The organism is Paenibacillus sp. FSL H7-0918 (genome assembly GCF_038007025.1).
GTDB lineage: Bacteria > Bacillota > Bacilli > Paenibacillales > Paenibacillaceae > Paenibacillus_AQ > Paenibacillus_AQ odorifer.
Window position 1 is genome coordinate 1,172,729 of sequence record NZ_JBBOWJ010000002.1, and the last position, 13,898, is coordinate 1,186,626.

The 13,898-nt window shown below is 42.0% G+C and carries 10 protein-coding genes; 1 reads left to right on the forward strand and 9 read right to left on the reverse strand.

The window, feature by feature from the left end:
- Position 1: 1 nt before the first annotated feature.
- Together fdrA and MHI15_RS19130 are read right to left on the reverse strand one after the other, a co-directional pair.
- Positions 2 to 1,546 carry an acyl-CoA synthetase FdrA gene (gene fdrA, locus MHI15_RS19125; protein ID WP_076308503.1) on the reverse strand — a complete coding sequence of 515 codons (1,545 nt, stop codon included), beginning with the start codon at positions 1,544 to 1,546 and terminating at the stop codon, positions 2 to 4.
- Positions 1,547 to 1,549: 3 nt separating this feature from the next.
- Positions 1,550 to 2,218, reverse strand: a complete 669-nt coding sequence (locus tag MHI15_RS19130) for a DUF2877 domain-containing protein (RefSeq protein ID WP_341164711.1) — start codon at positions 2,216 to 2,218, stop codon at positions 1,550 to 1,552.
- Between the two features lie 583 nt (positions 2,219 to 2,801).
- Here MHI15_RS19130 and MHI15_RS19135 point away from each other — a divergent pair.
- Entirely contained in the window at positions 2,802 to 4,499 is a 1,698-nt protein-coding gene (locus tag MHI15_RS19135) for a PucR family transcriptional regulator (protein WP_339189592.1), read from the forward strand.
- A 58-nt stretch (positions 4,500 to 4,557) separates the two neighbouring features.
- Here the strand turns inward: MHI15_RS19135 and MHI15_RS19140 are convergent, their stop codons facing one another.
- The 7 genes from MHI15_RS19140 to MHI15_RS19170 form a co-directional block, all read right to left on the reverse strand.
- Positions 4,558 to 5,214 carry a M48 family metallopeptidase gene (locus MHI15_RS19140; protein ID WP_038574107.1) on the reverse strand — a complete coding sequence of 219 codons (657 nt, stop codon included), beginning with the start codon at positions 5,212 to 5,214 and terminating at the stop codon, positions 4,558 to 4,560.
- 80 nt (positions 5,215 to 5,294) lie between these two features.
- Positions 5,295 to 6,668, reverse strand: a complete 1,374-nt coding sequence (locus tag MHI15_RS19145; RefSeq protein WP_341164712.1) for a hypothetical protein — start codon at positions 6,666 to 6,668, stop codon at positions 5,295 to 5,297.
- 165 nt (positions 6,669 to 6,833) lie between these two features.
- Positions 6,834 to 8,705 (reverse strand): flagellin N-terminal helical domain-containing protein, encoded by a 1,872-nt coding sequence (locus MHI15_RS19150; protein ID WP_445668007.1) that lies wholly within the window; start codon positions 8,703 to 8,705, stop codon positions 6,834 to 6,836.
- 239 nt (positions 8,706 to 8,944) lie between these two features.
- Positions 8,945 to 9,598 carry a bacillithiol biosynthesis deacetylase BshB2 gene (bshB2, locus tag MHI15_RS19155; RefSeq protein WP_038574105.1) on the reverse strand — a complete coding sequence of 218 codons (654 nt, stop codon included), beginning with the start codon at positions 9,596 to 9,598 and terminating at the stop codon, positions 8,945 to 8,947.
- Positions 9,599 to 9,621: 23 nt separating this feature from the next.
- Positions 9,622 to 9,966 (reverse strand): YojF family protein, encoded by a 345-nt coding sequence (locus MHI15_RS19160; protein WP_076128602.1) that lies wholly within the window; start codon positions 9,964 to 9,966, stop codon positions 9,622 to 9,624.
- 233 nt (positions 9,967 to 10,199) lie between these two features.
- Entirely contained in the window at positions 10,200 to 12,080 is a 1,881-nt protein-coding gene (locus MHI15_RS19165) for a PAS domain S-box protein (protein WP_076220374.1), read from the reverse strand.
- A 113-nt stretch (positions 12,081 to 12,193) separates the two neighbouring features.
- Positions 12,194 to 13,891 carry a hypothetical protein gene (locus tag MHI15_RS19170; RefSeq protein WP_341164714.1) on the reverse strand — a complete coding sequence of 566 codons (1,698 nt, stop codon included), beginning with the start codon at positions 13,889 to 13,891 and terminating at the stop codon, positions 12,194 to 12,196.
- Positions 13,892 to 13,898: the final 7 nt, after the last annotated feature.

Below are 13,898 nucleotides of genomic sequence, written 5' to 3' on the forward strand. Positions count from 1 at the left end.
GTTATACTCCCTTCTCTACAAAACCTCTGGCAAGAAGTCCTGCATTCGTATTACTGCTTGCATAGGTAACGCCCGCGGATACCAACTTATCAAGCTGTTCTTGGACGGAAGGTGTATCCAGATCGGTTCCAAGTACATAGCCGACAATCTCCAAATGTCTGCCTTCTTGTTCCGCTGCTTGCTTAGCCTCAATAATTGCAGGCACCATAACACCTACTGGATCCTCATGCGATCCATAGCCTAATACAAAATCCATAATGATCACGCCCACCGCCGGGTCCTTTGCTTCCTGCTTGAATCTGGCAATCCGTGAAGAAGGATCAATCATCGGATGTGGTTTGCCGTTAGTGAACCCATCATCCCCAAAGTCAATAAATGTATGTCCTTGGCTGATATGGATATCACCCAGCTGATATTCCGAATCTTTTGGAATGTTGCTATAGACATCGTCGTATTTCTCCATCGCTAGATACATTGCTTCATCACATAAAGTACCGCCGCAGAATAAACCACGAATATACTTCTGTTCTGGCTTCAGCTTGACCTTAATCTCTTCAATCAGCGGAAGGTTTAGCGGATGCTTGTCAATTTGACTCTCATCAATGCCGGATAGAATTGCCGCCTTTAGCGCGGCCTCTTTAGTTGTTTTGGCAAAATGTCCACCTGCTTCCAGAACAGCTTCCTCCGTTCCTCCGATAAAGCAGACCACGACAGGCTTATGCATATTTTTGATTTCATTCAGCACTTTTTGTTCCACACTTTTGGCGGGTGGCTTGGAAATCAACACAATGACCTTAGTGGCTTCGTCCTCGTTAAGCGCTTTCATAGCATCAAGCATCATTACTCCGCCGACACGTTCACTTAGGTCTCTGCCGCCTGTGCCAATCAACTGTGAGATGCCTCCGCCAAAATCGTGAATCCGCACGCTGATTTCCTGACTTCCTGTGCCGGATGCACCCACGATGCCGATATTGCCTTTACGAACCTTATTGGCAAAACATAAGGCCATATTTCCAATGATCGCGGTTCCGCAATCCGGCCCCATCATCAGCAATCCACGCTCATGTGCAATTTTTTTTAATTCAATTTCGTCTTCTACGCTTACGTTGTCACTGAACATCATGACATGTAGATTATTCTCCAGCGCTTTTCTTGCTTCTCTGGCTGCAAACGCTCCGTTGACTGAAATCACTGCAAGATTAGCTGCTGTCATATTCTTCACTGCCGACTCAATTGTTGGATATTTAAGCGCTGTACCGCCAACTGCACTATCTTTTTTAATAAACAGCTCTTCGATTGCTTCAAAGGCAACTTCAGCCAGCTCAGGGGATGCTGCTTTGATTACGATCATCAGGTCACTATTCTTAGCTTCCTCTAGCTCAGGGGTTATCAGCCCTACATTCGCTAATACCTCTTTATTCATTTGAGTAGCCATTGCGATAAAAGCTTGTTCGACACCCTCTATTTGATTCGCTTTGGTCGACAACGACATGAGCGAGACGGAATCAAAGTATGTGTTTCTTTTAATTACTATTTTAGTCGACATATCTTACCTCCAACGTTGTTCTAGATTAAGATTCAAACCGCTAATGATCCCCAAGGCAATATCTGTTCCGGAAGAAGAACCTATATCCAGCACTGCCGATAAGCCAAAAAGCATATTTTCCTTACTCTCATACATGAGCGAATGCAGCATCTGACCCATTGACTCTCTCACCTGACCCCAAGCCGCTTTTTTCAGAGCCATATAGCTTATTTCATTCGTTAATTCAGCTGCTTCGTTCACGACTTCCCTGCACCACGGCTGATATTTACTAATAGGACTCTGAGGCAGATGGATCGCAGCAAACAATCCAACTAAAAAATCATCTCCCGACGGAGTCAGCCCTGAGCCTAACCCCATTAGTCGAATTGCATAATGAGTAGCCTCTTCCATGCTGTCATTCGCCAAGGCATTGAGAAGACCTGAAGATCGCTCTTCCAGCAGCCGCATCGTTTCTCTCTCAAAGCTGCTAGAACCCGCAAACTGCTTTATACCGCCTGGTTTTCCATAGCTATTGATATAAGCCCTTGCCGCAGCCAAATTATCTCTTAGCGTCTTTAGTTCTATTGGAAAAATAGATAAAGAGCTCTGCCAAACTGTCAGTTCCTTGATCGATATTGAAAGCTTAGTGCCAATATATAATTGATCATTCTCCGCAAAAACTTCTTCTCCCACAACCAGTCCAAGATCCGAAAAACTACTAACCTCTGTGATCAAAGTATTAGGCGCATTATCTATCCTACTGCTCGCAATGGTATATAATTCATCAGTTGTCTTGCACCTTACATTTATCGTCCGCTCAAATATGCTGTGTACATTTCCGAAAAATCTTGATTCTCGAATCCGATGAAAGAACGCGCTATCACTGGATATCCCAGCTTTTAAATAAGAGGTACACTTGCTCTGAGAATGCTCCGTTTGATCGCCCCCTTGAGAAGGAAGTAGATAATGGTTTGGTCACTTACTGTCAGGTTATCCTATATAGAAAGCGTTCTCATAAAAAAACCTTAACGGTTGATGATGAATGATAGAAGATGTTACACTCAGTTCATAAAATTCCAAGAATGATGAAGATTGAGCTGCTTTCTGTGTGAAAAAGGATATTTTTGTGAAATATATCACAGTTTAACGGATAAACGTTACCTGACACCCTTATTGTAGTCCTCCGCACACTGGGGGTCATCATACAAGAACACTAAAAACAACAAGTAATCACTATGCACATTGCACAATGGGTGAAGATAAGGGGTGTGAATTGATGCTAACGATAAAAGATATCTTACAAATCAAATCCATCGAAGGCATAAAGATCGTTGCGGGGCATTCTGGTCTAAACAATCAAATCTCCGTAGTTAATATCATCGAGAATCCGGACGTATTTGACTGGCTGACCTCGAACGAGCTGCTTTTATCCACCGGATATATCTTCAAAGACAGCACGGAGCTGCAGAACAAATTCATTCATGAGCTGGTGGAGAATAACTGTGCAGGACTCTGCATCAAAATGAAGCGATATTTCGATGCTATCCCGCAGAATATGATCGAGCTTGCTGATAAGCATGGACTCCCGCTACTGGAGCTCCCTTTTGAATACACCTTGTCCAGAGTCATTGCGATCATTAACGAAAAGACCAACGCGGATTACGATGCTGTGAACCGACGCTCGCTCGACCTTCATAATGCGCTGTTCAAAATCGCACTCGAAGGAGGCGGTATTGAGCAAATATCGGCGGAATTGTCCGACACGATCCATAACCCTGTTCTTATATTAGATAGAGACTGGAACCTACTCTGCTATACAGATCATAAGGATAACCCATCTCCACTTCAGGAATTCCTGCCACTGGTGAAGAACAGGCCAGTTTTTCCACCAGAGTTCACGGTAGCTTTTCCAAAGTATATTACTGAAATCAAAAAATCCATCAAACGCACCTACTATTCTCAGGGACAGCCGTACAAGTGCTGCATTATGCCGGTTTCTGTATCCAGTAACGCTTACGCGTATATCGTCGTTCTGCAAACGGTACGCAAGCTGGTTGAATTTGACTACACCGCATTAGAGCATGTATCCACGATGCTTGCACTGGACCGGATCAAAGCCAAGGAAATCGAAGAGGTAAAGCATAAAATTAGGCAGGACTTCTTCGACGACTTATTAGCTGGCAATATTACTTCAACAGAAACACTGCATTCCCTATCTGCTATGCATGGGCTTAAAGTTAACTATGCGTATTACTGTACAGTTATCCATATTGAAGCTACACAGCTGGAAAACTACACGGACATGGTTTATAGAAAATACGAAATGGAGCATATGGTCAAAAAATGTGTCAATTTGATCTATGGCTTGTCCAGTAATGCAGGTGGAGAGCTAATCTGTTACTATCGCAATCAGCAAATCATCATCTTGATCGGAAAAAATGAAAATAAACCGCCAATTTCCGTAAGCGATACGAAAGCCTTTGCTCAAGAGGTGCTGCAGTTGCTGGCTCAGGAAATGACTAAAAATCATTTTCTCATCGGCATTGGCAGTCAGTATAAGACACTTGCTTCGCTCCATCGAAGCTTCTTCGAGGCCCAGGAAGCTATGCGGCTCATGCAGCGGTTTAATAAAGACAGCCGGAGCATTGCTCACTTCGAGGATTATTCTGTCTATCATTTTTTGGATTCCAATATTAAGCCTACGGAAATGGAGACATTCTTTAACAAAGTTCTGGGAGGCATCTATGAACATGACCAGACGATGAACACGAGATTCATGTCTACCTTGGAGTACTATTTTATGTACAATCAGAATGTAACCGAAGCCGCCAAAGCGATGTTTATTCACCGCAACACCTTTATTTACCGGATTGATAAAATCAAAGATTTGCTAAATATAGATCTGAAAAACTCAGATGAGTTATTCGAGATTCAACTGGCACTTAACCTCTATCGATTGCTGCAAAGGGGTTAAAATAACGAAGGGTATTCCCGGCAACTATTACTCTAGTTGCACTGGAATACCCTTCTTTTCATAACGTCATAGCCCGTCCATATCTTGCTAAATATTCTTCCTTCTCCTTATAATCCGGCATTAGGCTTCCAACCCGTCGCCAAAAGGAGCGATCATGGTTCATATGCAGCAAATGACATAACTCATGGATGATCACATAATCGATAACCTCCACGGGAGCCATGGCCAGACGATAGTTAAAGGTTAGCTTTTTATCGGAGCTGCAGCTTCCCCATTTGGTCCTGGACTCTACAATCTCGATACTCTTAGGTTTTACTCTAAGCTGCGTCTGGTACCTAGTGATCCGCTCTCCTATAAGCTTCTTGCAGCTAGAGAAATAGAACTTTTTCAGCTTTAACTGAAGTTGTTCTTCACTTAGCTCCGCTGTCTCTATAAGCTCATGCAGAGAATAATATTTGCCTAGATACAGGAACTTTCCTTCATCTTCGTACGCTCTGATCATCTTTGGTGTTTCACGAGCCGCTTCGAGACTTTGCAGCTTCTCCACAATCATTTTTCCATTACGCTCAACCACACTTTTAATCGTCTCTTCAGATGTTTTCTTAGGTACCTTGAGTGTTATGCGCCCTGACGAATCTATATGAATGGAGATTTTTTTCCCGTTTCCATATTGAACATTAAACTCGATCACCTGATTGTCGTAATCAATCTTCATACCCACCATCGTTTCTATAAGATTATTCGCAATAAAAAAGAAGAACGCACCTAGGCGTTCTCCTATTTTAACACGATTCCTCAATACACCGGATATCCCGCTACAAACATTGCCAAGTACAGTATACTACCCACAACAGATATAACAGTGAGTGCAACATCCTTCGGCTTTTCATTAGTGAGCGCAACGGCAGCAAAAGCTAGCGGAAAGGCAACAAGCAAATAACGCGGGGCTGACAGCAGCCAAGTAGCTCCCACTACGAAAGCAAAATACACGATAAAATAAGCAGTGTAGGATGGCCGTAGTTTTCTTGCTCCCATTAACATGATAATTAGTGCTGAGAATATAGCGATTAAATTAGGCAGCCACATGCCGAGAAAAGAACGGCTATCTCCACTTTTAAAGGTGCCCACCGCATATTCCATCTGATATCTTACGGTATCGAAAAAGAGATAGAACTTCTGTGACCAATGCTCCCTCTGGTAAATACTGAACTGAAAAGCATTTCCCGTAACATAGTAGTTGATGTAAAGATAAGCCAGCAAACCCATCGATATGATAGCAAGACAGCCAATGGCGGTGGTCAGTTTATGTATAAACGCTTTTTTCTCTAGTAATTTATAATTCCCGATAAGTTCTCGTGCAAATTCAATCGCAACCGGTACAATCAACAGTACCCCTGGAGAACGCGTATACGCTGCAAGTGCACCGCATAAACATCCGATGAGCCATTCTTTTTTTCTCACAAAATATAAACACAACAGCGATAAGGCCAGAAATAAAGATTCGGTCATTGGGATGAAGAAAAAGAACGCAGCCGGAAATATAAAAATATACTTTACTACTCGCATAGCACTCTTTCGATGCATGTCTAGTGCGGCAAGCTCATAGGCGACCAAGGCAGCGACAAGCGAGCAAATATTAGAAACGATGAATCCAGCGACGAGATAATTCCCTACGAATACCTGAACTACTTTAATTAGATTTGGAAAAAAAGGAAAAAACACAATATGGTATTTCGGATCTCCCTCCGTCACATACCAATTCTCCGCGATGCCCAAATAATGTGAAGCGTCGATCCCCGATATATGCCAGGTCTCAGCTATTTTGCTAAACAAACCACCGGAATAGCCATTCTGTATGATCAAAAATATATACCCGATAATCATAAGCAAGACCCTACTAGCCACAACCAAGCCGATAATATATAGCCAAGCCTGCTTTCTGTCCCGTATTTTATCTTCCAGAGTTACTTCAGGTGCTGTACTTGTCAGAACAAAATCTGTCAAAACAGGTATAGTGCGGAGTCCCAATAATACAAAAAGTACGAAACAGGCCACGGAAGCAAGGGTACCCATCATAGACCAACTAGTGGTCGAGTTTACCCAGAAAATAGCCGTCACCATCATAATGAACATGAAGATGAAGGAAATGATTTTGTCGTGCTTTTTCATTTGAACCTCCAAAGATAAATTCTTACAATAATCTAGTTAAAAAAGGAAAATATTACGCATAGAAATATAATAGTCTCTGGAAATTTTTTTGTAAATCATTTCTTAAATCATCATAGATTCTAAAAAAAGCCTATGCACTGAAATGCATAGACTGTATGTATAGCCCTATTTTAACAACTCTAACACACCTTGAGGCTGTTGATTAGCTTGAGCCAACATCGCTTGTGATGCTTGAGATAAGACATTGTATTTGGTAAGCTTCATCATTTCCTTTGCCATATCCGCATCTCTTATTCGTGATTCAGCTGCTGTTAAGTTTACTTCGTAATTGGTTAGGTTATTATGGATATGTTCTAATGCATTTTGATACGCGCCGTACATTGAACGCCTGGATGAAACGGTATTTATAGCTTTGTCTATTTTCGAAATCGCTAATTCGGCACCTTGTCTAGTTGAAAGATCTATATCCGCAATTCCCAGAGCAGTAGTTCTAGCATCTGTTAATTTAACAGCGAAGTTATTCCCAGAGTTTGCTCCCACCTGAAGATTTACTGTTTTGTAATCATATGTGGTACCAGGGTTTGATCCGTAAGATACATTGAAATTGGTTATCCCAGTTGTAGTTGAAAAAGTGTAACTTCCGTCATCATTACTAATAATGTTATTTAGTCTATCCGTAGAGGCCCCACCATTTAGATTAACATTAGCCAATTCATTACCCTGTGGATCAAAGATGGAAAGACGATAACTATTATCTACTATTCCTCCAACGATGTAATTCCCATCTTTCATTTCTGTAATGCTTGTAAGTTGACTGGAGTTGGAAGTTTCATTTGAGATATTCTTCTCCCACAATACGTTTCCACTACTGTCTAGTTTATAGATTAATCCACTAGTTTTAGTAGAGTCGTTATAAGAACCAACAATTATGGCCCCTCCATCACTGGTTGCGATGGCCCGGTAACCTTCATCATCCCCAGCAGCACCGACTCGTGTGTCCCATAACGGATTTAAGTTACTATCATATTTCACAACCCAGCTTGACTTATCGGTATAAGAACCGTTTAGTTTGAGACTTGATGAACCAATAGCCAAATAACCGCCGTCAGCAGTTTCAATAATAGAATTAAATTCTTCGCTTCCATAGCCAACAGGATTGGATTGTGAAGAACCCACTATCGAGGTGGATTGTTGCACACCACTACTATTAAATTTAGCCATAAGGCCATCCCAATTTTGAATACCGGAACCCGTCCCTGCCACAATAAAGGAACCGTCACTAGTCTCAATTACTTCATTCCCCATAATGGAGTAGACACCAGATACCCCTGTACTCCACTGCTCATTCAAATTCGCATCCCATTTAATTATATTTATCCTTTGATCGGAAATTGCCCCTGCTGAGAAATCATTTCCTAATAAAATATAACCACCATCACTAGATTCCTTAATACTATACACATCCATATTAGGAATTGCTTGTGACCAAACCAGATTACCCATACTATCTAATTTGAAGGGATTATTACCGGGAATTCTTATTCCGACGTAACCTCCATCTGAAGTCTTAGATAAATCTCTGGCAGGTATGTTAGCGGTCCAGTTCGTACTTATATTGCCCTGTACTGGGTTAATATTCGTGTTTACTTCGAGGTCATTATTCAATAAATGAATTCCATTAAATTGAGTGTTATTAGCAATATCATTTATCCCAAGCTTTATCTGCTCAACTTCTTTTTGAATCAATGTTCGATCAAAATTTGTTAAGGTATCATTTGAAGCCTGTATTGCAAGCTCCCGTAGTCTTAGCAGATTAGGATCTTGTATAGTTCCAAGTCCACTCTCAGCAGTCTGAATTAGTGAAATACCATCCTGTGTATTCCTTGCTGCCTGAGACAATCCACGAATCTGTGCTCTCATTTTCTCAGAAATTGCTAATCCTGCAGCATCATCTGCCGCTATATTTATCCGAAGTCCAGAAGATAACCTCTCTAGTGAACTTGTAATAGATTTATTATTTTTATTTAATCTGTTCAAACTATTTAAAGACGTGATGTTGTGACCGATTCGCATTTAATCACCTTTCAATTGTTAGTATCTTCTATATCGGATAGTCCTTAGTAATTTTTTAGGTCAAATTACCCGTGTCTTAAGGCCTCGCCTTAAATTCCCACCGTCCCCCGCTGAAAAGTTGAATATTCACATACAAAAACGGCGATCTATCACCGGTTAAGCACCGACAACAGATCACCGCTAAAATTCTGACTAGATCATTATCATTCAAACGGATAAATCCAGAAATGTTCTGTTCCAAAACGAGCTTGGATCTCTTTATCATTTAAAGGTTTGCTGCCCAACAGCTCAGCAGCTTGGAATTGGGAACGATGCGCCTGAATGGACGCCATCTTGTGCTTGAGGAAATCTCTCACATCATTGATAACCTTTGGCTCCCCAATCTCTACAATATTATTAGCAAAAGCTATACAGTGAACAGGAGGTCTTTCTTCCTTTGGAAGTCTTGCAACGGTTCGGATCACTGCGGCTCCAGTAGCATCGTGATCAGGATGTACGCTGTACCCTGGATAGAAAGTGATGATCAACGAAGGTTTAAGCTCTTTCAAGAGCGCATCAATCTGCCCATCGAGCAAGACTTGATCTTCGAATTCTATCGTCTTGTCGTGAAAACCAAGCATTCTTAAATCCTGTATGCCAATAGCCTCGCAGGATTCCTCCAGCTCCTTCTTACGTATTTCCGGGAGGGTTACCCGATTCGCAAAGGGCGGGATGCCCATATTTCGGCCCATTTCTCCAAGCGTTAGGCATGCGTAGGTAACTTGGGTCCCATTTTGTATATGTTTGGCAAGGGTACCTGATATACCGAAGGCCTCATCATCCGGATGTGGCAAAATAACAAGAATATGTTTTTCCACAGAACTCTTCATCTCCTCTTCCATTAGAACGGCTCTCGGCTTAATTGTAACGATACGATCAGTTTGCCTTGAGCATCATGTCCAGCCATAATCAATCTGCCTGTCTCACTCTCTTCATAGTGAGTTAGCCCTTCCGAGTAAACCCAGCCCTGCGACATTTTTAAGCCGACCCGATAAGGACCGTTGCCGGAAATCGAACCATGGGAATATCGAATAACAGCATTGGTAATAAAAGTAGCGGCTGGATGCTTCGAACTATCTAAATGGGCAGCGTAGGCTCCCGTTGTCATCTCAAGATGGATATATAGATCCTGATCTTTAAGCAGGTCGATCCTATCTTGTACTTCTGATTGATTGATTAGCTGCAATGTTGCGCCTCCGTCTCTGACTGAATATATACATACAAAAAATAAGATCCATACCTTATAGAAGGACGGATCTGTTATATGATAAGCGGGTCCGTATTTCTCATCAAAGTATAACGTGCAATGCTATGTAATTCAATGGATAGAGCGATCCCCTCCAAGTGTAACAGTAATGGACTGGCTTTTTACTGTTCACCTGAAGGGGATAATATCACTGAGAGGTTATGCTGTTTATATTAGATCACAAACTGATCTAACATCTTTATGATGACTTCACGCTTTACAGGCTTGCTGATATACTCGTCCATTCCGGCAGCTAGACAATTTTCACGGTCACCCTTCAAAGCATTAGCCGTGACCGCGATGATGGGCGGACATTTCTCTTGATGCTCATCTCTTAACATCTTCATAGCCTCTATACCGTTCATAACGGGCATGTGAAGATCCAATAAAATAAGATCAAAGGGTTCTTTCCGTGCTGCTTCAACCGCATCTATGCCGTTTGTGACGGCGATAACACTGTGACCCATTTTTTCGAGTATTTTGGTCAGCACTAGCGCATTGATAGAGTTGTCTTCAGCAAGTAAAATTCTTGCCTCACGTGCGGTATGAAGCTTGTTAATGTTAGCCTCTTGGCTAGGAATTACCACTGATTTCTTGGGCCTGATTGTGAAGGTAACCGACGTACCGCTCTTGCCGTCACTCTCCGCATAGATCTCACCACCCATCATTTCGACAATTCTGCGGCTGATGGCAAGGCCAAGACCCGTGCCTTCATGTCTCCGCATCATAAAGCTATCCACCTGCTCAAACGGTTCAAAAATATCAGTAAGTCGATCAGGATCAATTCCAATGCCAGTATCGGTTACCGTAAAGGCCAGCAGGAAGGGATCATCCTTTACAAGCCTCACTTTTACCGATATGCTGCCCGCGGGTGTGAATTTCACAGCATTCCCTAGCAGGTTCAAGAACACCTGCTTCAAGCGTTCCTCGTCACCGTAAATAAAGTCAGGAACATCATGATTTATGATGCTGGTAAGCTCCAGATGTTTTTGTTCAGCTTTTATTGCAATAACAGAAAAACTGTCCTTGAGGCAAGTTCGCAGATCGAATGTATCCTCTTGTAGCTCGCTGCGGCCTGCCTCAATTTTTGAAAGATCAAGAATATCATTGATTATATTGAGCAGGATTCCTCCGCTTTTGCGAATGATTTCTACATATTCACGTTGTTCTTCATTAAGCTCTGTTTCAAGCAGAATATCAGTCATGCCTATCACCCCGTTCATGGGAGTGCGAATTTCATGACTCATCATAGCTAGGAACTCACTTTTAGCTCTATTCGTGGACTCTGCGGCTTCCTTAGCTAGCGACAATTGCCTTTGCTCGGAAATGTCCTTGCATATAAGATAAAATCCGATATTATGATTGTTCACATAAATAGGTGCAATACTGGTGAGCACTTCAACGACTTCGCTGTCCTTAGTGACAAGCTTATTGATATACTGCTCAACTGTATTATCGTAAAGGGCTCTTTCCAGAATGCGCTGGACATTCTCTTCTCCAATCAGACTCGCAAGCTTCATCCCGATCAACTCGGACTCGATGGCATAGCCCGTTATCTTTTCCGCCATACTATTGGTGTTAATGATTCGACCGTCAAGGTCAAAAGAAATGACGGCGTCATGGTTATATTTTTTAAGCGACGTATACCGTTCAACAGACTCCTGAAGTCGTTGCTCGGATTCCTTTTGCTTTGTAATGTTAACGATTTGGCAAATGAAATATGCTGGCTGGTTCGACTCGTCGCTGAATAGGTGGAGCGTGAGCTGTCCCCAAATATAATCTCCATTTTTTGTGATAAACTGCTTTTCCATCTGAACTTCTGTTTCCTCACCCAAAACTGCTTTTAAATCATGAAGGTTGCCGAAATCCTCGGGGTGAGAAAGGTCTTCTAACCGCATACCCTCAAACTCTTCAGTGGAATAACCAAAAGTCTGCTCAAAGGCCGGGTTTACGGTCAGAATCAAACCATTTGGCGATAAAAGGGCGATCCCAAAGGAGGCGTGATTAATCACCTGTTGGTTGAATTGTTCCTGGTTTAGATTTACGCGATGCATAGCGACCTCCATGGGATGATGTAATTTTTGCGTGAAAAAATAGACCTTCTATTTAGAAGGTCCTATTTATAGCTTATAGTCTAATTTACCCACTTTGTTGTTAATTGAATCCGTTAATTTAACGGGATCGAATAGAACACTCTGGATCCTTTATTGTTCGTATACCAAATGATTTTGTCTCCACTAATAATAGGACTGCACTCTGATAAGGCAAAATGCTTGATCGTTTGGATGTCGCTAGTAGCTTTTCCCGCTCCATCTATAAGAACATATTTCAGATCACCCGGATGATTCTCTTTATCAAACTCCTGCCACAGCACCATCATTTTTTCGTCTGTGATTTTTACTAGCTTAGGGATGGACGCGATCAGGTTCGTGCCTACATATTTAGCCAAGGTAATGTGATTCACCGAATTACTGCTCAGGTTGGACTTGGGCAACACACTAAGCATGACATCCCTTTGGTCCGTTTCTAAACCCACCATCTCAAAAGATGTATACTCTTTGACTAGGGAATGATCTACCGAATTCATAGCGACTATATAGTTCGCCGGGGACATCTCAAATCCGCCTATAGAAACACCCGTCGCGTTCGCTCCGATTTTGCCGGGAATATTAAATAAATCCACTTCGTTATAACTGGCTCCGTCTCCTTTATTCAGAACAATCGAACGGGGATAAGCGTCGCCATGATCGACTAGAACATGCGCAGTACCATCAAACAATACATATTGGTCAAAAGAGTGACTGACATGATTCTTCTGGAATCTTCCCAGATCATTGGTCACGGTCATGGTTTTAGTATTTACAATAATGGTAAGCTGGGATTGATGATTTAATTTATCTTCTGTCGTGTATCGTGTACGTGAAGTGTGAAATACAAGCGTATCTCCAGCTTCAGCCATCCTGCCGGAGCCTGAATCAAAAGGGCTAACGGTATAGCTCTCCCCACCCTTTATGGAGACACTATCTACTCTATTGAAGCTTTTATCATAACGGACAATACGAATGACTTCCTTGCTATCATTCTCTTCGCGGTTCTCTTGGCCAAAAGCAATATAGTTATACTTCTCCCCACTAAAGAATCCACCAAACACCGGAAGCTCAAAAGGAATGCTCTTATTGCCTGTTAGTTCGTACTTCTCATTGTACGTTTCAATCGTAAACTCTTTGTTCGCCTCAATAACACTTACAGTCCCATCCTTATTATTCACAAGATAAGAAGAGGCCGTACTTTTCCATCTAGGAAAATAAGAAGATTCCCCGTTACTCTCAGCTACAGCCGCCGTCTTTACCCGGTAAGCATGATCTGGGATTTTGGAAAATAACGATATGCGGTCAGACTGAACGTCAAATTCAATATCGAACGGGATTTTACCCGCCAAATCTCTCAACTGAAAATAATTGTTATCATCAATATTGTACGCCGTAATAGACTGTAACTGTCCGTTGACTAGCACCTTAGAGCTTGAAAGCGTAGCAGCATAATTTTTATTGCGGCTATAATAGTTACTTGTTGTTTTCTTCTCGGGCGTATAAGCTTGTCCAGTTATGATCTCAATCGCATTGTTCGCTTTATTCCAAGTGATATCAAACTGGCTGCTCGTTCCCGAGAAATACTCTGCCAAATCGCGTAGTCTGAAATAATTGTTATTCGATATGTTGAACCCATTCAGGTTCCGCTGTTCTCCATCAAAATATGTACTGCTCTCGGTTACCTTAGCCTTCACCGTATTGCTCGCAAAGGTTGTAGTGCCGAGTGCTGGTGTAACCAGTAATAACATCAGCAATATACTAAAAATCCTCTTCATCCGTCTT

What these genes read in the sequence shown, in the direction of transcription:
- MHI15_RS19165 (WP_076220374.1), bottom strand. Translation starts at nt 12,080, where the DNA reads ATGCATCGCGTAAATCTAAACCAGGAACAATTCAACCAACAGGTGATT.
- fdrA (WP_076308503.1), bottom strand. Translation starts at nt 1,546, where the DNA reads ATGTCGACTAAAATAGTAATTAAAAGAAACACATACTTTGATTCCGTC.
- MHI15_RS19135 (WP_339189592.1), top strand. Translation starts at nt 2,802, where the DNA reads ATGCTAACGATAAAAGATATCTTACAAATCAAATCCATCGAAGGCATA.
- MHI15_RS19145 (WP_341164712.1), bottom strand. Translation starts at nt 6,668, where the DNA reads ATGAAAAAGCACGACAAAATCATTTCCTTCATCTTCATGTTCATTATG.
- MHI15_RS19140 (WP_038574107.1), bottom strand. Translation starts at nt 5,214, where the DNA reads ATGAAGATTGATTACGACAATCAGGTGATCGAGTTTAATGTTCAATAT.
- MHI15_RS19170 (WP_341164714.1), bottom strand. Translation starts at nt 13,891, where the DNA reads ATGAAGAGGATTTTTAGTATATTGCTGATGTTATTACTGGTTACACCA.